The 22,490-nt window shown below is 73.2% G+C and carries 17 protein-coding genes; 12 read left to right on the top strand and 5 right to left on the bottom strand.

Going from position 1 to position 22,490, the window contains the following annotated elements:
- Positions 1-6: 6 nt before the first annotated feature.
- On the bottom strand, positions 7-981 hold the full coding sequence (gene cofD / locus ACZ3ZE_RS36575; RefSeq protein ID WP_361629978.1) for a 2-phospho-L-lactate transferase: 975 nt from the start codon (positions 979-981) through the stop codon (positions 7-9).
- Between the two features lie 13 nt (positions 982-994).
- On the bottom strand, positions 995-1,531 hold the full coding sequence (locus ACZ3ZE_RS36570; protein ID WP_361179967.1) for a cysteine dioxygenase: 537 nt from the start codon (positions 1,529-1,531) through the stop codon (positions 995-997).
- A 675-nt stretch (positions 1,532-2,206) separates the two neighbouring features.
- Between ACZ3ZE_RS36570 and ACZ3ZE_RS36565 the strand changes: the two genes are divergently transcribed.
- From ACZ3ZE_RS36565 to ACZ3ZE_RS36555, 3 genes are all read left to right on the top strand, one after another.
- Positions 2,207-2,470, top strand: a complete 264-nt coding sequence (locus ACZ3ZE_RS36565; protein WP_046911872.1) for a WhiB family transcriptional regulator — start codon at positions 2,207-2,209, stop codon at positions 2,468-2,470.
- Positions 2,471-2,703: 233 nt separating this feature from the next.
- Positions 2,704-6,459 (top strand): glycosyltransferase family 2 protein, encoded by a 3,756-nt coding sequence (locus ACZ3ZE_RS36560; protein ID WP_467262138.1) that lies wholly within the window; start codon positions 2,704-2,706, stop codon positions 6,457-6,459.
- A complete protein-coding gene (locus ACZ3ZE_RS36555) occupies positions 6,456-7,982 on the top strand; it encodes a DUF5719 family protein (RefSeq protein WP_361179972.1) in 1,527 nt (508 codons plus the stop codon). Before ACZ3ZE_RS36560 ends, ACZ3ZE_RS36555 begins: the two co-directional genes overlap by 4 nt.
- Before the next feature lie 81 nt (positions 7,983-8,063).
- On the opposite strand, the gene ACZ3ZE_RS36550 is transcribed toward ACZ3ZE_RS36555, so the two are convergent.
- The gene (locus ACZ3ZE_RS36550) at positions 8,064-8,468 is read right to left on the bottom strand and encodes a metallopeptidase family protein (RefSeq protein ID WP_361179998.1); all 405 of its coding nucleotides are present in this window, start codon (positions 8,466-8,468) and stop codon (positions 8,064-8,066) included.
- Between the two features lie 362 nt (positions 8,469-8,830).
- On the opposite strand from ACZ3ZE_RS36550, the gene ACZ3ZE_RS36545 reads away from it, so the two are divergent.
- The 6 genes from ACZ3ZE_RS36545 (at position 8,831) to ACZ3ZE_RS36520 (ending at position 15,104) form a co-directional block, all read left to right on the top strand.
- Complete coding sequence (locus ACZ3ZE_RS36545; RefSeq protein WP_123955190.1) at positions 8,831-9,262, top strand: DUF3499 domain-containing protein; 432 nt, start codon at positions 8,831-8,833, stop codon at positions 9,260-9,262.
- Positions 9,263-9,351: 89 nt separating this feature from the next.
- On the top strand, positions 9,352-10,713 hold the full coding sequence (locus ACZ3ZE_RS36540) for a phosphomannomutase/phosphoglucomutase (RefSeq protein ID WP_361179974.1): 1,362 nt from the start codon (positions 9,352-9,354) through the stop codon (positions 10,711-10,713).
- A gap of 471 nt (positions 10,714-11,184) precedes the next feature.
- A complete protein-coding gene (locus tag ACZ3ZE_RS36535; RefSeq protein ID WP_361179976.1) occupies positions 11,185-11,370 on the top strand; it encodes a Trm112 family protein in 186 nt (61 codons plus the stop codon).
- A gap of 68 nt (positions 11,371-11,438) precedes the next feature.
- Entirely contained in the window at positions 11,439-12,755 is a 1,317-nt protein-coding gene (locus ACZ3ZE_RS36530) for an SIS domain-containing protein (RefSeq protein ID WP_467262136.1), read from the top strand.
- 180 nt (positions 12,756-12,935) lie between these two features.
- Positions 12,936-14,087 (top strand): mannose-6-phosphate isomerase, class I, encoded by a 1,152-nt coding sequence (gene manA, locus ACZ3ZE_RS36525; protein WP_361629987.1) that lies wholly within the window; start codon positions 12,936-12,938, stop codon positions 14,085-14,087.
- Positions 14,088-14,168: 81 nt separating this feature from the next.
- Positions 14,169-15,104: a cation diffusion facilitator family transporter gene (locus tag ACZ3ZE_RS36520; protein ID WP_361179982.1), complete on the top strand. Its 936-nt coding sequence runs from the start codon at positions 14,169-14,171 to the stop codon at positions 15,102-15,104.
- Positions 15,105-15,281: 177 nt separating this feature from the next.
- Here the strand turns inward: ACZ3ZE_RS36520 and ACZ3ZE_RS36515 are convergent, their stop codons facing one another.
- Positions 15,282-17,453, bottom strand: coding sequence for a fructose-specific PTS transporter subunit EIIC (locus ACZ3ZE_RS36515; protein WP_467262134.1), 2,172 nt, complete (start codon positions 17,451-17,453; stop codon positions 15,282-15,284).
- 347 nt (positions 17,454-17,800) lie between these two features.
- Between ACZ3ZE_RS36515 and ahcY the strand changes: the two genes are divergently transcribed.
- Both ahcY and ACZ3ZE_RS36505 read left to right on the top strand, forming a co-directional pair.
- Positions 17,801-19,255: an adenosylhomocysteinase gene (gene ahcY, locus ACZ3ZE_RS36510; protein ID WP_361179986.1), complete on the top strand. Its 1,455-nt coding sequence runs from the start codon at positions 17,801-17,803 to the stop codon at positions 19,253-19,255.
- A 141-nt stretch (positions 19,256-19,396) separates the two neighbouring features.
- Positions 19,397-20,008, top strand: a complete 612-nt coding sequence (locus ACZ3ZE_RS36505) for a hypothetical protein (RefSeq protein ID WP_361179988.1) — start codon at positions 19,397-19,399, stop codon at positions 20,006-20,008.
- A gap of 13 nt (positions 20,009-20,021) precedes the next feature.
- Here the strand turns inward: ACZ3ZE_RS36505 and ACZ3ZE_RS36500 are convergent, their stop codons facing one another.
- Positions 20,022-21,011: an RDD family protein gene (locus ACZ3ZE_RS36500; RefSeq protein ID WP_363293473.1), complete on the bottom strand. Its 990-nt coding sequence runs from the start codon at positions 21,009-21,011 to the stop codon at positions 20,022-20,024.
- A gap of 119 nt (positions 21,012-21,130) precedes the next feature.
- Between ACZ3ZE_RS36500 and ACZ3ZE_RS36495 the strand changes: the two genes are divergently transcribed.
- Positions 21,131-22,138 carry a stage II sporulation protein M gene (locus ACZ3ZE_RS36495; RefSeq protein WP_361179993.1) on the top strand — a complete coding sequence of 336 codons (1,008 nt, stop codon included), beginning with the start codon at positions 21,131-21,133 and terminating at the stop codon, positions 22,136-22,138.
- Positions 22,139-22,490 lie beyond the last annotated feature (352 nt).

The raw sequence follows: 22,490 nt of genomic DNA, 5'->3' as shown, positions 1-22,490 counted from the left end.
CGCCCGTCACGCCCCGGCCCCGTCGCCGCCCCGGACCTCCGCGGCCAGCGCCAGCGCCTCGCGGGCCATCGCGGCCGTCGCGTCCAGGTCGGTCATCATCAGCGGCACCGCGCGGCAGCGGATGCCCGCCGCCTCGACGTCGGCGACCGTGCCCGCGTCGACCGTGTCGACGAGCCAGCCGTCGACGAGCCCGGAGCCGTAGTGGCGTGCGACGGCCGCGGCCGTGGAGTCCACGCCGACCGCCGCGAGCACCTTGTCGGCCATGCCGCGCACGGGCGCGTCGCCGACGATGGGGGAGAGGCCGACCACCGGCGCGGGCGCGGCGGCGACGGCCTCGCGGATGCCGGGGACGGCGAGGATCGTGCCGACGGACACGACCGGGTTGGACGGCGGGAAGAGGATGACGTCGGCCTCGGCGATGGCCTCCAGGACGCCGGGCGCGGGCTTCGCCTGCTCGGCACCGACCGGCACGACGGCGTGCGCGTCCACGGAGGCGCGCAGCTTCACCCAGTACTCCTGGAAGTGCACGGCCCGCCGCTCGCCGTCCACGTCGATCGCCACGTGCGTCTCGACCCGGTCGTCGGACATCGGCAGCAGCCGCACGCCGGGCCGCCAGCGGGCGCACAGCGCCTCGGTGACGGCGCTCAGCGGATAGCCGGCGCCCAGCATCTGGGTGCGGACGATGTGGGTGGCGAAGTCCCGGTCGCCGAGGCCGAACCACTCCGGCCCGACGCCGTACGCCGCCAGCTCCTCCTTCACGGCGAAGGACTCGTCCTCGCGGCCCCAGCCCTGTTCCTCGTTGATGCCACCGCCGAGGGTGTACATCACGGTGTCGAGGTCGGGGCAGACCTTGAGTCCGAAGAGATGGATGTCGTCACCGGTGTTGCCGACGACCGTGATCTCCGCGTCGGGCGCGGCCTGCTTGAGGCCGCGAAGGAAGCGGGCACCACCGATGCCACCGGCCAGAACCACAATGCGCATGCGGAGCAGTCTGTCAGGCGGGTACGACTCCCGAGGGCGCAGGGGCCGCGGGGACGGCCGGGGTGACCGGGGCGCACCGGGCGCGCAGCGACTCGTGCATCGGCATGTCGGTGAGGCCGGGGTAGTAGACGTGCAGGCTGACGGCGGGTTCGAGGGAGTCGTTGACGACCTCGTGGACGTACCCGGGCGCGAAGACCCGCTGCGCTCCGGCGCCGAGGCTCCGTCCGCCGCGTTCCGTACGCTCCGTCAGGTCGCCCTCCAGGACGGTCAGCACGCCGGAGGACGCGCCGTGGCCGTGGAGTCCGCTGCCCTGTCCGGGCAGCCAGGAGAGCAGCCAGATCTCGTAGCCGGGGCCGGTGCGGAGCCGGTGGTACCAGCGGGTGGTGGCGTCGTACTCGACGTACGGGGCCCACAGGGCGCGGTCGGCGGCGATCTCACGGGCGAGACCGGCGAACTCGGCCACGGTGGCGGGGTGCTCGCGGGCGGGCTGCAGGAGGTGCGGGACCTCAAGGATGTCGCCGGCGATCTGAAGGTCGCTGTCCATGTTCATGGGTGCGGTGGTTCCTCGGCAGAAGTGCTGGGGTGTCGCGATACGGGAGGTCACGCGGAGGTGACGGGGATGCCGCGGCGGGGAGGCCGTGGCGAGGGTGCCGGAGCGCTGCGGGGGACGCGCGCGTCAACAGCTGGGACAGCAACAGCAACAGCGCGCCTGGACAGCGCGGCGGAACCCACGGGCGTGGGTCGCGGAGGGCGCTGTGGTCGCTGGCATGCCACCAAAGTGGCGGGAGGGGCACCCGACTGTCAACTCAATGCCCGATTTAGGGCTAATGTTTCACCTCATCCGGTTACCGTGCCCGGAGAAAGGTTTGTGCAGCGCGTGACCAGGAGACATGGCGCAGCAACCGTGCCCGTAAACGCGGCGGGGGTCCCGTGATCAGACTGTGATCCGGATCGCTTCCGTGGCTGGATCGCAACAGGATCCACGCCCTGGACGTCCTTCTCCGTGGAGGCGCGGCAGTGGGCCAGGCCGGTGGTATGTGTCTCGTTTTTTGGTGATTTGAACACTTTCCGCATACGCTTGGTTCCGCAGAGTGAATACGGGGCCCAATAGCAGATCTCGGCTTGACTCGCACAGAGCACGAACTTGTAATTTCACTCGTGTCGTTCGGCCGGAATCGGTAGCGGCCACACACCACGGGGACGCAAAGACAGACGAGGGGCGCACATGACCGAGACGTTCCAGGAACTGCTGGTCGAGGACGCGGAAGAGGAACTCGGCTGGCAGGAGCGCGCGCTGTGCGCCCAGACCGACCCCGAGTCCTTCTTTCCCGAGAAGGGCGGCTCGACGCGCGAGGCCAAGAAGGTCTGCCTCGCCTGTGAGGTCCGCTCCGAGTGCCTCGAATACGCGCTGCAGAACGACGAACGCTTCGGCATCTGGGGCGGCCTGTCCGAGCGCGAGCGCCGCCGCCTCAAGAAGGCCGCCGTCTGAAACCGGCCGGAACCGGCCACCACCACGGCCGCCCCGGCGGAAGCCCGCGGAAGCCGGCGGGACCACAGCCGCATCCCACAGACAAAGACGTACACAACGAACGGTCCGCACCCTGTGCTCTGTCCACAGGCGGCGGACCGTTCTCGTGCCAGCCGTTAGTGTGGGCCTCCGTCCGAGACGCACCGCACCCACGCCCCTCGCGGGCGACCCCCGGCCGGAGGGCCCGTAGCTCGATGTCCTCAACTCCTGAGTTTCCGCGACACGTCGTCACCGCCGTGCTCGTCGCCCACGACGGCGCCCGCTGGCTGCCGGACGCCCTCGCCGGGCTGCTCGCCCAGGAGCGCCCCGTACAGAACGTCGTCGCCGCCGACACCGGCAGCGCCGACGACTCCGCGCAGCTCCTCGCCGACGCGATCGGCGCCGACCGCGTCCTCCACCTCGCCCGCCGCACCGGATTCGGCGCCGCCGTCGAGGAGGCCGCGCGCACCGCGCCTGCCCTCGGACCCGAGGAACTCCCGTACCTGAAGCGCCCCAGCGGCTGGGACCCGGTCACCAGGACCTGGCAGGACGAGGCCTACGAGCTGCCCGAACTCCCGCACGGCGAGCCCGTCCAGTGGCTCTGGCTGCTCCACGACGACTGCGCGCCCGAACCCGGCGCCCTCGCCGAACTCCTGCGCGTCGCCGACTCCGACGCGGACGCCGCCGTCATCGGCCCCAAGCTGCGAGGCTGGTACGACAGGAAGCAGCTCCTCGAAGTCGGCGTCTCCATCGCCCGCAGCGGACGCCGCTGGACCGGCCTCGACCGCCGCGAGCAGGACCAGGGCCAGCACGACCAGGTCCGCTCCGTCCTCTCCGTCTCCAGCGCCGGCATGCTCGTCCGCCGCGACGTCTACGAGGAGCTCGGAGGCTTCGACCGGCGCCTGCCCCTCATGCGCGACGACGTCGACCTGTGCTGGCGCGCCCACGCCGCCGGCCACCGCGTGCTCGTCGCCCCCGACGCCGTCCTGCGGCACGCCGAGGCCTCCGCCCGCGAACGCCGCACCGTCGACTGCGCCGGCCGCACCGCCGCCGACCCGCACCGCGTCGACAAGGCCGGCGCCGTCTACACCCTGCTGGCCAACACCCGCGGCGCCACCCTGCCGTACGTCCTCGCCCGCCTCGTCGTCGGCACCGTGCTGCGCACCCTCGGCTACCTCGTCGGCAAGGCGCCCGGCCAGGCCGTCGACGAGATCATGGGCCTGCTCGCCACCCTGCTGCGCCCCGAGAAGATCCTCGCCGCCCGCAGACGGCGCAAGAACCCCGCCGTCCCCGCGAGCGAACTCCGCCCGCTGTTCCCGGCGCCCGGCGCCACCGTCCGCGCCGCCGCCGAACAGCTCACCTCCCACTTCGGCGGCGACGACGCCGACGCCGGCTCCCGGCACGGCGCCGTCGAGTCGGGCCCGGGCGGCGACGACGCCGACTTCATGGAGGTCGAGCAGTTCGCGCGCCTGAAGAAGGTCGCCGGCAAGCCGGGACCGGTCCTCTTCGCCGTCCTGCTCCTCGTCTCCCTCGTCGCCTGCCGCGGCCTCTTCGGCGGCGGCTCCCTCGCCGGCGGCGCCCTGCTGCCCGCCCCCGACACCGTCTCCGGACTCTGGTCCCGCTACGCCGACGGCTGGCACGCCATCGGCGGCGGCGGCACCCAGAGCGCCCCGCCCTACCTCGCCGTCCTGGCCGCGCTCGCGACGCTCTTCCTCGGCTCGACCTCCTTCGCCCTGACCCTGCTGCTCGTCTGCTCGGTCCCGCTGGCCGGCTGCACCGCGTACTTCGCCTCCCGGGGCATCGTCGAGTCCCGGCTGCTCCGCGCCTGGGGCGCCGTCGCCTACGCCTTCCTGCCCGCCGCCACCGGCGCCCTCGCCGGCGGCCGGCTCGGCACCGCCGTCCTCGCGATCCTGCTCCCGCTCATCGCCCGCGCCGCCGTCGCCGCCCACGGCCTCGGCCGCAGCGAGCGCGGCAGCTGGCGCGCCACCTGGGCGTACACCTTCCTGCTCACCTTCGCCATGGCGTTCACGCCGGTCGTGTGGCCGCTCGCCGTCCTCCTCGGCCTCGGCGTGCTCGTCCTGCGCCGCGCCGACATCACCGCGTACGCCCTGCGCTTCCTCGCCGCCGTCGGCACCCCGCTGCTCGTCCTGGCCCCCTGGTCGCTCTCCCTGCTGACCAGCCCCGCCACGCTGCTCCGCGAGGCCGGCCTCGCCGTCCCCACCGGCGCGGCCTCCGCGCTCGACCTGCTCGGCACCAGCCCCGGCGGCCCCGGCACCACCGGCGGCCTCGTCCTCATCGGCCTCGTGCTCGCCGCCCTCGGCGCGCTGCTCCGCGAGGAGCGCGCCTTCGCCGTGCGCGCCGCCTGGACCGCCGCCCTCGCCGGACTCCTCTTCGCCGTCCTCACCAACGGCACCGACGGCACCCACTGGGCCGGACCCGCCACCCTCGTCTACGGCGCGGCCCTGATCGCCGCCGGCCTGATCGGCGCCGAGGGCGGCCGCACCCGCGTCGCCGCCCACGGCTTCGGCTGGCGCCAGCCCGTCGCCGCGCTCGTCGCGCTCGCCTGCGCCCTCGGCCCGGTCGTCGCCGCCGCGAGCTGGATGATCGGCGGCGCCGACGGCCCGCTCACCCGCCGCGACCCGGTCCAGGTGCCGGCCTTCGTCGCCGAGGAGAGCGGCACCCGCGACCAGGCCCGCACCCTCGTCCTCGGCGGCGGCACGCCCGGCCGCGTCGACTACACCCTGGTCCGCGGCTCCGGCGCCCGCCTCGGCGACGCCGAACTCGCCGCGTCCGCCGGCGGCGACCCGCGCCTCGACGAGCTCGTCGCCCACCTCGTCGCCGGCTCCGGCGCCGACCAGACCCAGGAGCTCAGCGGCTTCGCGATCCGCTACGTCCTCGTACGGGACGGCGCACCGCGCTCCATGAGCCGCGTCCTCGACGCCACCCCGGGCCTGTCCCGGCTCAGCCAGCTCGACGGCAGCGCCCTGTGGCGGGTCGACCGCGAGGTCGCCCGGATCACCGTCGTCCCCGGGGCCAAGGGCGCGCCCACCACCGAGAGCGCCCAGCCGGTCGCCGTCGCCGCCGGGCCCGTCGAGGCCCACACCGACCTCCCGGCCGGACCCGCCGGCCGCGTCCTGCGCGTCGCCGACCACGCCGACGCGGGCTGGACCGCCACCCTCGACGGGAAGCCGCTCACCCCGACCACCGTCGACGGCTGGGCCCAGGGCTTCGAACTCCCCGCCGAGGCGGGCCGCCTGGACCTCACCTTCGAGGAGCCGCTCACCCACACCGTGTGGATCTGGACCCAGGTGGGCCTCGCCGTCGTCCTGCTCGTGCTGGCCCTGCCCGGCCGCCGCCGCGACATCGACGACGACCTGCCCGAGGAGGAAGTCGCCATCCCCGCACAGGCGATGGAGGGCGACGGACGCCGCGCCCGCCGCCTCCGCGCGGCGGCGGAGGCCGAGGCCGCAGCCGAGGCGGAGGCCGGTACCGGTACCGAGGCCGGTACGGATGCCGGGAACCCCGGCGCCGACGCCCCCGCGTACCCGGACCACGTCCCCGCCCCCGAGGCGCCCCCCGCCCAGGTGCCCGCGCAGCAGACGTACGAGCAGCAGGCGTACGCCCAGCAGCCCGCGCCGGGCTACGAACAGCCCCGGGCCCCGTACACCGACGACCAGGGCTACTACCCGGCACCGGACCAGAGCCAGGGCCAGAGCCAGGGCCAGGGCCAGTACGCGTACCCGCAGCAGCAGTACGGCGAGCAGTACGGGGAGCAGGGCTACGACCCGTACGCGCAGCAGTACCCGCAGCAGTACGACCCCCAGCAGTACCCCCAGCAGTCCTACGGGGACCCGTACACGGACCAGTACGGGGAGCAGACGTACGACCCCTACGGCTACGGATACGACCCGAACCGGCAGGGCCAGGACCCCGAGCAACAGCAGCGTCCCGACGGGAGCAGCAACCAGTGAAGCGCACCACCCTCTCCCTGATCGCGGTCGCCACCGCCCTCGCCGCCGTCACCGGCGTCGCCTCCCTGACCGCCCCCGACGGCGCCGCGGCCCCGACCGCCCAGGCGTCCACCCGGCTGCCGGTGGAGCGCTCCAGCCTGCTCTGCCCGGCGCCCAGCCGGTCGGAGGTGGCCGAGACCACGTACACCTCGTACACCCCGCTCGGCACCGGCAAGGGCCGGACCAGCGAGACGGGCGGCGCCCCGACGGTGCGGGCCGAGCTGAAGCCGGCCGCCGTCGCCGCCGTCCCCGGCGAGGCCCCGGCCAAGAAGCCCAAGGCGGCCAAGGCCCCCGCGACCGTCACCAAGCCCGGCGCCCCCGTCACCGCCGAGGCCGACGGCGCCACCGCCCCCGCCCTGACCGGCACCGCCAACGGAACCCTCGCCCCCGGCTGGACCGTCCAGCAGACCACGGTGAACCCCGCCGGCGGCGCCCGCGGCCTGCTCGGCACCGGCTGCACCGCCCCGGACACCGACTTCTGGTTCCCGGCCGCCTCCACCGCGAAGCAGCGCCAGGACTACGTCCACCTCACCAACCCCGACGACAGCGCCGCCGTCGCCGACATCGAGCTGTACGGCCCCGAGGGCGCCCTCAAGTCCCTGATCAGCGAGGGCATCCCCGTCCCGGCGCACTCCACCGTCCCGGTGCTGCTCCCGACCCTCACCGGCGACCCGGCCCAGCAGGACCTCACGGTCCACGTGACCACCCGCAGCGGACGCGTCGGCGCCGTCATCGGCGCGGCCGACGACAAGCTGGGCAGCGACTGGCTGCCCGCCTCCGCCGACCCGGCCGCCACCGCCGTGCTGCCCGGCATCCCGGGGGACGCCACCTCCGTGCGGCTCGTGGCGTACGCGCCGGGCGACAACGACGCCGACCTGAAGATCCAGCTCGTCACCCCGACCGGCACCATCGTCCCGGCCAGCGCGTCCTCGCTGCACGTGAAGTCGGGGATGACCGCCGCCATCGACATGAAGGACCTCATGCGCGGCGAGCCCGGCTCGCTCCTGCTCACCCCGTCCGACCCGAAGAAGGCCACCCCGGTGGTGGCCGCGCTCCAGGTGGTGCGCGGCAAGGGCGAGCGGCAGGAGACCGCCTTCATCCCGTCGGCCGCCCCCGTCGAGGGCCGCGCGACCGTCGCCGACAACCGCGCCAAGGGCTCCACGCTCTCGCTGACCGCCCCCGCCGCCGGCGCCGAGGTCCGGATCACCGCCTCCGCGGGCTCGCAGGGCGGCACCCCGGTCACCAAGATGCTCACGCTCAAGGCGGGCACGACCACCACCCTCGCCCCGCCCGTCCCCGAGGGCCTCAAGGGCGCCTACGCGCTCACCGTCGAGCACGTCTCGGGCGGCCCGGTGCACGCCTCGCGCATGCTGGAACTGCCGCGCGACGGCATCCCGATGTTCACGATCCAGACCTTCAACGACGACCGCAGCAGCGTGGAGGTCCCGGTGGCCCGGCAGAACCTGTCGGTCCTGGACGACTGACCGAGGGCCGTGGCGGGGGCGTCCGGATTCCCCGTACGGGCTCCCCGGGCCCTCGGGGACGCGCGGCCACCGGACCTGGCGTCAGTCCTGCTCGTCCTGCCCGTACCGCGGGTCGACGGACTCGGGGGAGAGCCCGAGGAGGTCCGCCACCTGCTCCACGACCACCTCGTGGACCAGCAGGGCCCGCTCGTCGCGGCTCTTGGAGCGGATCTCGACCGGGCGGCGGTAGACCACGACCCGGGCGGGCTCGCCCTTCTCGGCTTCCGTCGAGCCGCCCAGCGGCACGACGGACTCGCCCGAGACCGGCGGCGGCACCTCCATGACCAGGAACTCCACGTCCGCCAGCTGCGGCCAGCGCCGCTCCAGACGCTCCACGGAGTCCAGCACCAGATCGCGGAAGGTGTCGGCCCGGCTCGCGGACAGCGGCACCTGGGGCGGGGCGACCGGCCCGCGCATGCCCCGGCCGTGCCGGTCACGGCGTCGCACACGCGGCGCGGGACGGCTCGCGCCCTCGGTGTCGTCGGCGTGGTCGGCGTCGGCAGCGTGGTCGGGGGAGTGGGTCACTGACGCAGCGTAACTCTCTCCCGTGTTCCGGGACCTTTCCTTGAGCGTTCCGTGGCACCGTCCGGCCCGCCGGCCCTGTCGGCGGCTGAGCGTTCCGGCCATGCGGGCGCTCGTTTTCCGGTGCTCCCGGGATCGGCCATCCGGCGGTGCCTGACCGAATCGGAACCCCCGAATGTCCGGATCGCGACCTGCCGCCGCGCCCGTGCGGGGCCCCTCCCGCAGGTCGGAGCGCCTGTCCGTACCGGTCACGTGGCGGACGTCACACCGCGACACGGTGGAGTGACCTGGGGGAGAGTCGTCGCGGCCCGCTCAAGAGTGCGGTACCGTCCAACGTCGTGAGCCCTGTACGTCGCTGTTCGCGCACCGCGTGCGGCCGCCCTGCCGTCGCGACACTGACGTACGTCTATGCCGACTCGACTGCGGTCCTCGGCCCGCTCGCCACCTACGCCGAGCCCCACTGCTACGACCTGTGCGCCGAGCACAGCGAACGCCTCACCGCCCCGCGCGGCTGGGAGGTCGTGCGGCTCACCGACGGCTCCGCCCCCGCCCGCCCCAGCGGCGACGACCTCGAAGCGCTCGCCAACGCCGTGCGCGAGGCGGCCCGCCCCCAGGAGCGCGCGGCCGAGGCCGGCGGCAAGGGCGGCGGACGCGGCGGCGACCCCATGGAGGTCGGCCGTCGGGGTCACCTCCGGGTGCTGCGCTCCCCCGAGAACTGATCAAGCCCCCTTCCCGGGTAGTTTGGGCGTTCCGTACGCGCGCCGCATTCCGCGCGTACGTGGTGCCGAGACTTCAGGAGGGTTGATCCGTGGCTGCTGACCTGTCGCAGATCGTGAAGGCGTACGACGTCCGCGGGGTAGTGCCGGATCAGTGGGACGAGGTGCTCGCCGAGCTCTTCGGAGCGGCCTTCGTCCAGGTGACGGACGCCGACGCGATCGTCATCGGCCACGACATGCGCCCCTCCTCGCCGGGCCTCTCCGCCGCGTTCGCCCGCGGCGCGGCCCGCCTGGGCGCGGACGTGACCCTGATCGGCCTCTGCTCCACGGACCAGCTGTACTACGCGTCCGGGGCGCTGAACCTGCCGGGCGCGATGTTCACCGCCTCGCACAACCCGGCCCAGTACAACGGCATCAAGCTGTGCCGCGCGGGCGCCGCCCCGGTCGGCCAGGACACCGGCCTCGGCGAGATCCGGGAGCTGGTGGAGCGCTGGTCGGAGCAGGGCGCCCCGGCCCCGTCCGCCACCGAGGGCACGGTGACGAACCGCGAGACCCTCACGGACTACGCGGCCCACCTCCTCTCCCTCGTCGACCTCTCCGCCATCCGGCCCCTGAAGGTCGTGGTGGACGCGGGCAACGGCATGGGCGGCCACACCGTGCCCACCGTCTTCGACGGCCTGCCGCTGGACGTCGTCCCGATGTACTTCGAGCTCGACGGCACCTTCCCGAACCACGAGGCCAACCCGCTCGACCCGAAGAACATCGTCGACCTCCAGGCCCGGGTCCGCGCCGAGGGCGCCGACCTCGGCCTCGCCTTCGACGGCGACGCCGACCGCTGCTTCGTCGTCGACGAGAACGGCGACCCGGTCTCCCCGTCGGCGATCACCGCCCTCGTCGCCGCGCGCGAACTGGCGAAGAACCCGGGCGGCACGGTCATCCACAACCTGATCACCTCCTGGTCCGTCCCGGAGGTCGTCCGCGAGAACGGCGGCACGCCCGTCCGCACCCGCGTGGGCCACTCCTTCATCAAGGAGGAGATGGCGAAGACCGGCGCCGTCTTCGGCGGCGAGCACTCCGCGCACTACTACTTCAAGGACTTCTGGAACGCGGACACGGGCATGCTCGCCGCCCTCCACGTCCTCGCGGCCCTCGGCGGCCAGGACGGCCCGCTCTCCTCCCTGGTCGCCGCCTACGACCGCTACGCGGCCTCCGGCGAGATCAACTCCACCGTCGCCGACCAGGCCGACCGCCTGGCCGCGGTGAAGGCCGCGTACGAGAAGCAGGACGGCGTCACCCTCGACGAACTCGACGGCCTGACCGTCACCGCCACCGACTGGTGGTTCAACCTCCGCGCCTCCAACACGGAACCCCTCCTCCGCCTCAACATCGAAGCCCGCGACGAACCGACGATGCGGAAGCTCCGCGAAGAGGTCCTGTCCCTGGTACGGGCCTAACCCCCACCCCGGCAGGCAGGCGGCCACCCCCGCCTGCCCACCCGGCCCCCGGCCCCCACCCCGGGCTCCGCTCGCCCCGTGGTGCCTCCGGCCTTCGCCCGCCCCGCCCGACCTCCGCCCCCCCGGGCTTCGCCCGCCGCTGAGCCTCCGCGGCCCGGGCCTTCGCCCGCCGCTGAGCCTCCGCGGCCCCCCCGTTGTGGGCATTCGTTCCGCTGGGGCGGAACGGGTGGGCACAACGGAACGGCGCCCCCTGCCGGGCCTAGGCTCCCGCCCCCGCCCCCGAACGCCGCGCATTCGCGACAACCCCCGCCCCAACAAACCCGCCTCCCCCAGTTCCCCCCCAAGCCCACCCCCGTCCCCCCACCAGACACCCCCACCCCCCACCGTGGCGGCGGCACACCCCCCACCCCCAGCGGTAGGCTGACCTGGCCCGAGACCGTCCGTACAGCCACCGCCCGAAGGGACCCGAACATGCCGCAGCTCGAAGCCGGCCTCCTGGAGATCCTGGCCTGCCCGGCCTGCCACGCCCCCCTCGCCGACCGCACGGCGGAGGAGACCCCGGAGCTCGTCTGCACCGCCGCCGACTGCGGTCTCGCGTACCCGGTCCGCGACGGCATCCCGGTCCTGCTGGTCGACGAGGCTCGCCGCCCCGCGTAACGGGGAAGACCCCGAGGGAAGACCACGCCGGCCGGACGGCCGGTCCCGCTCCGACGACCGGAGGCGAAATGCTCGACGAGTCACTCCTCGACGCACCGGAAGCCCTCGCCCTCGCAGACCGCCGCGGTCTGCTCCGCGGCGCGGCCGAGGCCGGGGCCCGGGTACGGACCGCCGCCCGGCACGCCGCCGAGGCCGGCATCGCGGAGCTCCGCCCCGAGGGCCGCCCCCGCGCCGTCCTCGTCGCGGGCCCCGGCACCGCCGCCGCGGGCGTCGCGGACCTGGTCGGCGCTCTGGCCGGCGCGGCGGCTCCGGTGATCCGCCTGGCCCCGACGGGCGTGGCTCCCGCGGCGGGCGCCCTGCGCTGGTCCCTGCCCGGCTGGTCCGGCTCGGTGGACCTGCTGCTGATCCCGACGGCGGACGGTTCCGAACCGGGTCTCGCGCTCCTCGCCGAGCAGGCGTACCGCCGCGGCATCACCGTGGTGGCCGTCGCCCCGAAGTCCTCCCCGCTGGCGGAGGCCATCGGCCGCTCCCACGGCCTCCTCGTACCGCTGGCGATGGCTCCGCACGAGATCGTCCCGGAGTACGGCGAGACGCTCGCCGCGAGCCCGGGTGCGCTGTGGGCCCTGTTCACGCCGCTCCTCGCCCTGCTGGACCGTGTCGGTCTCGTCGAGGCCCCGCCGGAGGCGCTGGAGCAGGTCGCGGACCGCCTGGACCGTACGGCGGAGCGCTGCGGCCCGGCGATCGCGACGTACGGCAACCCGGCCAAGACCCTGGCCGCCGAACTCGCCGATTCGCTGCCGCTGATCTGGACCGAGGGCGAGGCCGCGGGCCCGGCCGGGCGCCGGTTCGCCGCCGTCCTGGCGGAACTGGCCGGCCTGCCCGCCCTGGCCGCCGAGCTCCCGGAGGCCATGCCGGCGCACGGCGTGCTGCTGGCGGGGGACTACGCGGCGGGCGCAGACCCCGACGACTTCTTCCGGGACCGTGTCGACGAGCCGCAGGCCCTGCGCGCCCGGGTGGTCCTGCTCCGCGACCGCGCCACGGGCAGGGCCCAGGCGAACGAGGCCGCCCCGGCGGACGGCGCACGCCCCGAAGGCCCCGGCCCGACCGGCCTGACCGGCCGCGGCGGCTGGACCGGCCGGACCGGCAGCACCGACCCCGAGGGCCCCACCGGCCCCACCGGCCCCGAAAGCCCCGTGGACCCCGAGACCGGCGCCCTCAGCGCGGCCCCGGCCGCCCGCGAGCTCGTCCTCTCCCACGGCACGGCCATCAGCGAGGTCGAACCGGACGAGGGCACCGCGCTGGAGGCCCTCGCCGAGCTCCTCGCCGTGACGGACTTCGCCGCCGTGTACCTCTCCCTCGCCTCCGCGGGCCTGTCTCCCCGCTGAAACCGCCCCGGCCCCATGCCCCCCGACCCCTCGCACCCGCACGGCCCCCACGTCGCACGCCGCGGACCCGCCTCCGAAGGAGCGGGCCCGCGGCCCCGTGACGCCCTGACACCGCCCCGCAGCCCCCACGGCCCCCACGTCCATCCCGCACCCACCGCACTGAAAAGAGCTGGAAGCCCCATGGACCGCCTCGCCAACACCGTCCGCCCCTACGCCTGGGGTTCCACGACGGCCATCCCGGAGCTGCTCGGTACCACCCCCACCGGCGAGCCCCAGGCCGAGATGTGGATGGGCGCCCACCCCGGCGCCCCGTCCCGCACCGGCCGCGGTCCCCTGAACGAGGTCATCGCCGCCGATCCCGTACGCGAACTCGGCCCGGCGGCCGTCGAGAAGTTCGGTCCGGCCCTCCCCTTCCTGTTCAAGATCCTCGCCGCGGGCGCCCCGCTCTCCCTCCAGGTCCACCCCGACCTCGCCCAGGCGCGCGAGGGCTTCGCCGCCGAGGAGGCCGCGGGCATCCCGCTGGACGCGCCGCACCGCAACTACAAGGACGCCAACCACAAGCCCGAACTCATCTGCGCGCTCACGCCGTTCCACGGCCTGTGCGGCTTCCGCGACCCCGTCGAGGCCGCCGACACGATCGCCGCGCTCGGCGTGGACTCCCTCAAGCCGTACGTCGACCTCCTCCACGCCCACCCGGTGGAGGCCGCGCTGCGCGAGGTCCTGACGGCGCTCCTCACCGCCGACCGCGAGGAGATGGCGCACACGGTCGCCGAGACGGCCGCCGCCGCGGGGCGCCTGGGCGGCGCGCACGCCGCGTACGCCCAGATCGCCCATCACTACCCGAACGACCCCGGTGTCCTCGCGGCGATGCTGCTCAACCCGGTCACCCTCCAGCCCGGCGAGGCCCTGTTCCTCGGCGCCGGGGTGCCGCACGCGTACCTCGACGGGCTCGGCGTCGAGATCATGGCCAACTCCGACAACGTGCTGCGCTGCGGCCTCACCCCCAAGCACGTCGACGTCCCCGAACTCCTTCGGGTGGTCCGCTTCGAGCCGATGGACCCGGGCATCCTGCGCCCGGAGGCGTCCCCGGCGGGGGAGGAGGTCTACGACACCCCCATCGACGAGTTCCGCCTCTCCCGTTTCGTACGCCCCGAGGGCGCCGCCCCCGTCGGCCTCACCGCCCCCACCCCGCAGATCCTGCTCGCCACCGCGGGCCGCCCCGTCGTGGCCGGGACGCCGCTCTCGCCCGGAGAATCGGTGTTCGTACCGGCGGGCGAATCGACCGAACTGTCCGGTACGGGAACGCTCTTCCGCGCCACCGTCGTGGCCTGATGCGAGAATGACCGGCCGAACGACGGCAGTAGGGCAGCAGGGCCGCAGGCCGTAGCACCGACGAAGGGAACACGTAGACCCATGAGCGCGTCAGGCGGAACCAAGGCGATCGTGGCGGCGCTCGCCGCCAACCTCGCGATCGCCGTAGCCAAGTTCGTGGCGTTCCTCTTCAGTGGTTCGTCCTCGATGCTCGCCGAAGCCGTCCACTCGCTGGCCGACTCCGGCAACCAGGGCCTGCTCCTCCTCGGCGGCAAGCGCGCCCAGCGCGAGGCCACCCCGCAGCACCCCTTCGGCTACGGCCGCGAGCGGTACATCTACGCCTTCCTCGTCTCCATCGTGCTCTTCTCCGTCGGTGGCATGTTCGCCATCTACGAGGGCTACGAGAAGATCAAGCACCCGCACCCGATCGAGGCCTGGTACTGGCCGGTCGGTGTCCTCCTCTTCGCGATCGTCGCCGAGTCCTTCTCCTTCCGGACCGCGATCAAGGAGTCGAACCAGCTCCGCGGCAACCTGTCCTGGAAGGACTTCGTGCGCCGGGCGAAGGCCCCCGAGCTGCCCGTCGTCCTCCTGGAGGACCTCGGCGCCCTCATCGGTCTCGTGCTCGCCCTCGGCGGCGTCGGCCTGGCCCTGCTGACCGGCAACGGCGTCTGGGACGGCATCGGCACCGTCTGCATCGGTGTGCTGCTCGTCGCCATCGCGATCATCCTGGCCGCCGAGACCAAGTCGCTGCTGCTCGGCGAGTCCGCCGGCATCGAAGAGGTGCAGAAGATCGAGGCGGCGATCGTCGCCGGCGACGACGTCACCCACCTCATCCACATGCGCACGCTCCACCTCGGCCCCGAGGAGCTGCTCGTCGCGGCCAAGATCGGCGTCCAGAGCGGCGACACCGCCACCGAGGTCGCCGAGGCGATCAACGCGGCCGAGGCACGCATCCGCGCCGCCGTTCCGATCGCCCGGGTCATCTACCTGGAGCCGGACATCTACAGCGAGAGGGCGGCCACGGCCAAGAACGCCTGACGGCCCGCCGTACGCCCGCCCCACCGGGCCCGCCCTACGCACGTCATACGAGGAGGCCCCGGACCTGACGACAGGTCCGGGGCCTCCTCGCGTGCGGGGCTCGCGACAGCCTGGGCTTGCGATGCCCGGGGCTAGCGGAGGCCGGGGCTAGCGAAGGCCGTCCGGCGGCGCCCGGGGCTAGCGGATCTCGCCGAGCAGCCGCAGGATCCCCGCCTCGTCGGGCGCTTCGAGCAGCCGCTCGCGGAAGTGCGCGTCCATCAGCCTCCGGGAGAGCAGCGCGAGGATCCGCAGGTGCTCGTCCCCGGCGGCGGCCTCCGGCACCGCGATCATGAAGATCAGCCGGGCCTTCGTCCCGTCGAGCGAGCCCCACTCCACGCCCTCCGGCGACCGGGCGAAGCCGACCACCGGCGCGGTGACCGCGTCCGTCTTGGCGTGCGGGATGGCGATCTCCTCGCCGAGCCCGGTCGTGCCCTGGTCCTCCCGCGCGAACGCGGTCCTGACCAGCCCGTCGAGGTCGGCGACCTTGCCGGTACGCGCGAGCAGCCCCGCCATCTCGCGGATCGCCGCGTCCTTGTGGCCGGCATCGAGCCGTACCTTCACGGTCTCCCCGGTCAGATACCCGGACAGCACCTCACCCCCGTCACCCGGCGGTACGGGAAGGGGCGCGGCGCCCACCCCGGCCCGGGTGCCGGTGCCGGCCGCCGCCCCGGCGAGCGCGGGCTCGGCCTGAGGCACGGGCCCGCCCACGCCCACGCCGGCGCCCACGCCCGCGGCCACGGGCACACCGGCCGGCACGAGGGCGGCCCGGCCGCGCCGCTCGCGGATCTCGATGAGCGCGTTGGTGGTGAGCGCGGTGACGACCGTTCCGACCGCGACCGCGAGGAAGAACATCGGCACCCCGCCGACCGCGCCCAGCACGGCGACGATCGGACCGCCGTGCGGCACGGCGTCCGTCACCCCGGCGAGACCGGCGAGCGCACCGGCGACGGCACCGCCCAGCATGTTCGCGGGGATCACCTGCGCGGGCCGGGCGGCGGCGAACGGGATCGCGCCCTCCGAGATGCCGAAGAGCCCCATGAAGAGCGAGGCCATGCCGGTCTCCCGCTCTTGCTCGGTGTAGAGCTTGCGGCGGATCAGCGTCGCGAGGCCCTGGCCGAGCGGCATCACGGGGATGGCGGCGGCGCACATGCCCATGACGGTCTGGTTGCCGGTGGCGATGAGCCCGGCGCCGAAGAGGAACGCGGTCTTGTTGACCGGCCCGCCCATGTCGAACGCGATCATCAGACCGAGGATCGCCCCCAGCAGGATCGCGCTGGTGCCGGTCATCCCGCCGAGCCAGCTCGTCAGATGCTCGAACACCCAGGAGATGGGCTGCCCGATCACGTAGATGAAGAACAGCCCGAGCGCCGTCGTGGCGACGATCGGGATCACGATGATCGGCATGATCGGCCGGACGAGGTTCGGCACCCGGACCTTCTTGATCCACAGCACCAGATAGCCGGCGAGGAAGCCGGTCACGATGGCGCCGATGAAGCCCGCGCCCGCCTCGGAGTGGTAGAGCGAACCGTCGTTGGCGATCCAGCCGCCGATCATGCCGGGCACCAGCGCGGGCCGGTCCCCGATGGCGTACGCGATGTACCCGGACAGGATCGGCACCATCAACTTGAAGCCGATGACCCCGATGTTGTTGACGTCCATCCAGAAGGAGTCCTTCGGGATGACCAGGCCCTCGGGGGTCGCGTGGCCGCCGAGCGCGAGCGAGATCGCGATCAGCAGCCCGCCGACGACGACGAACGGGATCATGTACGAGACGCCGTTCATCAGCGCCTTGTACGCGAGACTCCGCTCCTTGCCGCCCCCGGCCCCACCACCGCCCCCGGTGCCGCCGCCCCCGCCGCTCCCGCCGCTCCCGCCCGTGCCCCCGGCGCCGCCCGCCGGGCCGGCCGCTCCGCCGCTCCCGCCGCCGCCCTGCACGGGCGCGCCGCTCACCTGCTCGATGAGCCGCTCGGGGTGGTGGATGCCCTCGGCCACCCCGACCGCGAGCACCCGCTTGCCGGCGAACCGGCTGCGGTCCACGTCCTTGTCGGCGGCGATGATGATCCCGTCGGCCTCTCTGACATCGTTGTCGGAGAGAACGTTCTCGGCCCCGATGGAGCCCTGGGTCTCCACCTTGATCTCCACCCCGAGCGCCTCGGCGGCCTGCGCCAGCTTCTCGGCCGCCATGTAGGTGTGGGCGATACCCGTCGGACACGCGGTCACCGCGAGCAGCCTCCGCTTCCGCCGCCCACCCGCCGAACCGGTCACGAGCTCTTCCTCACGTGCTTCTCCTCTTGCCCGTCCGGACGTCATCGCTCCGGATTCCCGAGCATCGTCTCCCGCCCCGAAGCGGTGTCATAAGTCCATAAGGCCCTGAATGCACGGGTCTCTGGACCCTTTGTCGAGGCCGGATCCAGCCGAATCCCGGACCGGGGTGGACTGTGGGTCACTGCGCCGATCGGTGTAGATTCGTGACCAGCCAGACGTCGCTGCTGATGGCGGTCGGGCGGTCCGAGCATGGACCGGCCGAGGGAGAGAGGGCCTCCGACGACTGCACCACGGGAGCAACCCGGGCATTCCTATGCCCGCGTGGCCATCACCGCGGTGCCAGGTGCCCACTCGAACCCTCGAACCCGAATCCACGAGGAGCAGCTCCAGTCATGACGACTGTCGCCAAGCAGGACTTCAAGGTCGCCGACCTCTCCCTGGCCACCTTCGGCCGCAAGGAGATCACCCTCGCCGAGCACGAGATGCCCGGTCTGATGTCGATCCGCCGCGAGTACGCCGAGCAGCAGCCGCTCGCCGGCGCCCGGATCACCGGCTCCCTGCACATGACCGTGCAGACCGCCGTCCTCATCGAGACCCTGGTCGCCCTCGGCGCCGAGGTCCGCTGGGCCTCCTGCAACATCTTCTCCACCCAGGACCACGCCGCCGCGGCCATCGCCGTCGGCCCGAACGGCACCCCGGAGAACCCGCAGGGCGTCCCGGTCTTCGCCTGGAAGGGCGAGACCCTGGAGGAGTACTGGTGGTGCACCGAGCAGGCCCTCACCTGGCCGAACACGCCCACCGGCGGCCCGAACATGATCCTGGACGACGGCGGTGACGCCACCCTCCTCGTCCACAAGGGCGTCGAGTTCGAGAAGGCCGGCTCCGCCCCGGACCCGTCCACCGCGGACAGCGAGGAGTACGGGTACATCCTGACCCTCCTCAACCGCACCCTGGGCGAGAGCCCGCAGAAGTGGACCCAGCTCGCCTCGGAGATCCGCGGCGTGACGGAGGAGACCACCACCGGTGTCCACCGCCTCTACGAGATGCAGCAGGCCGGCTCCCTGCTCTTCCCGGCGATCAACGTGAACGACGCCGTGACGAAGTCGAAGTTCGACAACAAGTACGGCTGCCGCCACTCCCTGATCGACGGCATCAACCGTGCCACCGACGTCCTCATCGGCGGCAAGACCGCCGTCGTCTTCGGCTACGGCGACGTCGGCAAGGGCTGCGCCGAGTCCCTCCGCGGCCAGGGCGCCCGCGTCATCGTCACCGAGATCGACCCCATCTGCGCCCTCCAGGCCGCGATGGACGGCTACCAGGTCGCGACCCTGGACGACGTCGTCGAGACGGCCGACATCTTCATCACCACGACCGGCAACAAGGACATCATCATGGCCGCCGACATGGCCAAGATGAAGCACCAGGCCATCGTCGGCAACATCGGCCACTTCGACAACGAGATCGACATGGCCGGTCTGGCCAAGATCGACGGCATCGTCAAGGACGAGGTCAAGCCGCAGGTCCACACCTGGACCTTCCCCGACGGCAAGGTCCTGATCGTGCTGTCCGAGGGCCGCCTGCTCAACCTGGGCAACGCGACCGGCCACCCCTCCTTCGTGATGTCGAACTCCTTCGCGGACCAGACCCTGGCCCAGATCGAGCTCTTCACCAAGCCGGAGGAGTACCCGACCGACGTCTACGTGCTCCCGAAGCACCTGGACGAGAAGGTCGCGCGCCTCCACTTGGCCGCCCTGGGCGTCAAGCTCACGACCCTCCGTCCGGAGCAGGCCTCGTACATCGGCGTCCAGGTCGAGGGCCCGTACAAGCCGGACCACTACCGCTACTGATGTACCGGCACCGGGCGCCCGTGCACTGACGCCCGGGCGCCCGGCACACCCGTAGAACAGCAGGCAGGCCCCCGCACCCCCGTGTCGGGGGCCTGCCTCGTCTCCACCGGCTCACCGCTCCAGGAAGCACTCCGAGGACCCATGCCCCGCGGCCGTTATTCGCTCCATGACCCGCACGATCACACCCCCCTCGGTGAAGAGCACTTCAGCTGCGCGCCCGGCCCGTCCGGCTGGCGCTACGTCTCACGGACCACCACCCCCTCCGGCGACCCCGCCGGCTCCGTCGACCTGGCCATCGACGAACTGGGCCGCCCCATCCGGCTCGAACTGCACTCCGCGGACTGGCAGGTACGCGGCGCCGCCATCGACGGCGTCACCTGGGTCCGCACCGACCCCACCGGAACCCACGCCACCGAAGGCAATGTGCGCGCCCACGCCTTCACCGGCACGTCCCCGGCGTTCCTCGTCGCGATCTCCCGGCTCCTGCGGCTCACCCCCGATTCCCCCGAGACCCGCGTCCGGCTCGTCGCCTTCACGGATCCCGTGCTCGCCCCCCTGACGGTCGACCAGTCCTGGGCCCTGCTGAAGAGTGAAGCGCACGCCACTGACAACGGCCCCCTGACCGTGGACGAGTACCAGGTCAGCACCCTCGACACGGGGGAGCGGTACACCGTCCACCTGGCCGGCGACGTAGTCCTCTCGGCCCCCGGCATCGAGCTCGAGGACCTGGACACCCCGCCGTCGGTCTTCTGACGACCTCCCGGCCTCAGGCCGGAGGCGCGAACCCGGTGGCGGGCGGGGCGGGAGGGGCAGCGGCGGGCGCCGGAGAGGCGGGCCGCGACGAGACGGGCGGGGGAGCGGGGACAGCGGCCGGAGCCGGAGCCTGGGCAGAAGCCGGAACCGCGCCCGGGGCCTGGGCAGAAGTCGGAACCGCACCCGGAGCAGGAGCCCCCGGGTACGGGCCGTACCCCGGCCCCGAGCCGTACGCCGCCCCCTCCCCCCGCGTCGTCGGCGCGAACGCCCGCCGGGCGTCCCGCGCCTGCCGCTCGGCGACGACACCGGCCAGGAACGCGGCCGCCGGCACCCCCGGCGGCGGAGGCGTCCCGGTCCGCGCCACGAGCTCGTCGGCGAGCCGCTCCGCGAGCTGCCGCCCGATCGCGGGGTCCAGCTGCGTCATCCGCGTCAGGTACTGACGTATCTCCAGCCACAGCGCGTCCGGCACGGCGGACAGGTCGAGCCCGGCGAACCGGCCGACGAGCCACGGCGGGGGCGGCGGCACCGCGGTGTTCGGCGCGGAGGCGATCCGCTCCCGGACCACCAGCGTCCCCGCGAAGACATCGCCGATCCGCCGCCCGCGCTCGGAGACCAGCGAGGCGATGCAGGCGACGATCCCGAAGGTCATCAGGATCTCCACGACCCCCATCGCCCCGCGCATCAACGCGTGCCGGAACCGGATCGGCCCGCCGTCGTCCCGCACGACCCGCAGCCCGCAGGCCAGCTTCCCCAGCGACCGCCCGTGCGACAGCGTCTCCACGGCTATCGGCGCCCCGACGAGGACCAGCAGGAAGGACACGATCGATATCGCCATCGCGGCGGCCTCGTCCAGCGATGCCGTCGCCAGCGCGAGACCCAGGCTGATCAGCAGGTACGCCACCCAGATCACGACGAGGTCGATGAGCAGGGCCAGCGCCCGGCTCGGCAGCCGTGCCGGCTGCAACCCCAGTACGACGGCATCCCCCGTCACGACCCCGCTCACGCCGCCCGCCCTTCGTCGACCTGCCGAACCCCGTCCGAACGCCAGTCTGCCAAGCTGACCCGCAGCGCGCCGCAGTAGTACGGACCGTACGCACCCAGTGCCTGGAGCAGCAGCCGATCATGGACCTCGACGTCTTCGTCACCGCACACCGAGCCGAGTGGGACCGCCTCGATCACCTCCTGCGCCGGGGCCGCCGCCTCGGCGGCGCCGAGGCCGACGAACTCGTCGCCCTCTACCAGCGCACGTCCACCCACCTCTCGCTGATCCAGACCAGCACCCCCGACCCGTTGCTCACGGCCCGGCTCACCCAGCTCGTGGCCCGTGCCCGCGCCACGGTCACCGGCACCCGCCGCGCCTCCTGGCGCGACGCGGTCACCTTCCTGACGACGGGCTTCCCGGCCGCGGTCTACCGCTCCCGCCACTGGTGGGTGCCCACGGCACTCGTCTCGACCCTGCTCGCGGCCCTCATCGGCTGGTGGATCGGCACGCACCCCGAGGTGCAGGCCGCGATCGGCGCCCCGGCCGAGCTGCGCGAGATGACCCGCCCCGGCGGACAGTACGAGACGTACTACTCCAGCCACCCGGCGGCGTCCTTCGCGGCCCAGGTCTGGACGAACAACGCCCAGGCCGCCGCCACCTGCCTGGTCCTCGGCGCGTTCCTCGGCATCCCGGTGCTCTACATCCTCTTCCTCAACATGCTGAACCTCGGCGTCGGCATAGGCCTGATGGCCGGCGCGGGCCGCCTCGACGTGTTCCTCGGCCTGGTCCTGCCGCACGGCCTCCTGGAACTGACCGCGGTCTTCGTCGCCGCCGGTACGGGCCTCCGCCTCGGCTGGACCCTGATCGACCCGGGCCCCACCACCCGCCGAGCGGCCCTCGCCCAGCAGGGCCGTGCGGCGATCGGCATGGCCATCGGCCTTGCCCTGGTCCTTTTCGTCTCGGGCCTGATCGAGGGCTTCGTGACTCCGTCCGGTCTGCCGACCTGGGCCCGTATCGCCATCGGAATCGCCGCTGAGCTGGCATTTCTCGCGTACGTCTATGTACTCGGCGGGCGAGCCGCCCGGGCCGGGGACACGGGCGACGTCGAGGAAGCGGACCGAAGCGCCGAACTGCCGACGGCCGCCTGACGCATCCCACGTCACCGATGTGCAGAGCACCCCGCTGACCTGCTAGTCTCCTCTTCGCCCGCAAAAACCGTTGACACGGCTGGCGTGGGGAGGTAGATTCAAACGGTTGCCTGGAGCTGGACAAGCTCGGGGCTGACGCGATAGACTCTGTCTCGCTCCAGTCGGAATTCTCCGACGGTGGAGCCACTCCGATTCCTTATCCGAATCACGAAGCCACCGATTAGGTCGGCGGAAATGAATCTGATAAAGTCGGAATGCGCCGGAAGGCCCCGAGAAAAACAAATCGGGACCGGAAAGCACCGAGGAAATCGGATCGGAAAGATCTGATAGAGTCGGAAACGCAAGAACGAAG

Source organism: Streptomyces sp. NPDC023157 (assembly GCF_055560575.1).
This window is presented reverse-complemented; position numbering and strand designations above follow the sequence as displayed.

Excerpts from the sequence above, each read along its gene's own strand:
- ACZ3ZE_RS36560 (WP_467262138.1), top strand. The coding sequence starts at position 2,704 with ATGTCCTCAACTCCTGAGTTTCCGCGACACGTCGTCACCGCCGTGCTC.
- ahcY (WP_361179986.1), top strand. The coding sequence starts at position 17,801 with ATGACGACTGTCGCCAAGCAGGACTTCAAGGTCGCCGACCTCTCCCTG.
- ACZ3ZE_RS36495 (WP_361179993.1), top strand. The coding sequence starts at position 21,131 with ATGGACCTCGACGTCTTCGTCACCGCACACCGAGCCGAGTGGGACCGC.
- ACZ3ZE_RS36565 (WP_046911872.1), top strand. The coding sequence starts at position 2,207 with ATGACCGAGACGTTCCAGGAACTGCTGGTCGAGGACGCGGAAGAGGAA.
- ACZ3ZE_RS36570 (WP_361179967.1), bottom strand. The coding sequence starts at position 1,531 with ATGAACATGGACAGCGACCTTCAGATCGCCGGCGACATCCTTGAGGTC.
- manA (WP_361629987.1), top strand. The coding sequence starts at position 12,936 with ATGGACCGCCTCGCCAACACCGTCCGCCCCTACGCCTGGGGTTCCACG.
- ACZ3ZE_RS36535 (WP_361179976.1), top strand. The coding sequence starts at position 11,185 with ATGCCGCAGCTCGAAGCCGGCCTCCTGGAGATCCTGGCCTGCCCGGCC.
- ACZ3ZE_RS36515 (WP_467262134.1), bottom strand. The coding sequence starts at position 17,453 with ATGACGTCCGGACGGGCAAGAGGAGAAGCACGTGAGGAAGAGCTCGTG.
- cofD (WP_361629978.1), bottom strand. The coding sequence starts at position 981 with ATGCGCATTGTGGTTCTGGCCGGTGGCATCGGTGGTGCCCGCTTCCTT.
- ACZ3ZE_RS36530 (WP_467262136.1), top strand. The coding sequence starts at position 11,439 with ATGCTCGACGAGTCACTCCTCGACGCACCGGAAGCCCTCGCCCTCGCA.
- ACZ3ZE_RS36520 (WP_361179982.1), top strand. The coding sequence starts at position 14,169 with ATGAGCGCGTCAGGCGGAACCAAGGCGATCGTGGCGGCGCTCGCCGCC.
- ACZ3ZE_RS36505 (WP_361179988.1), top strand. The coding sequence starts at position 19,397 with ATGCCCCGCGGCCGTTATTCGCTCCATGACCCGCACGATCACACCCCC.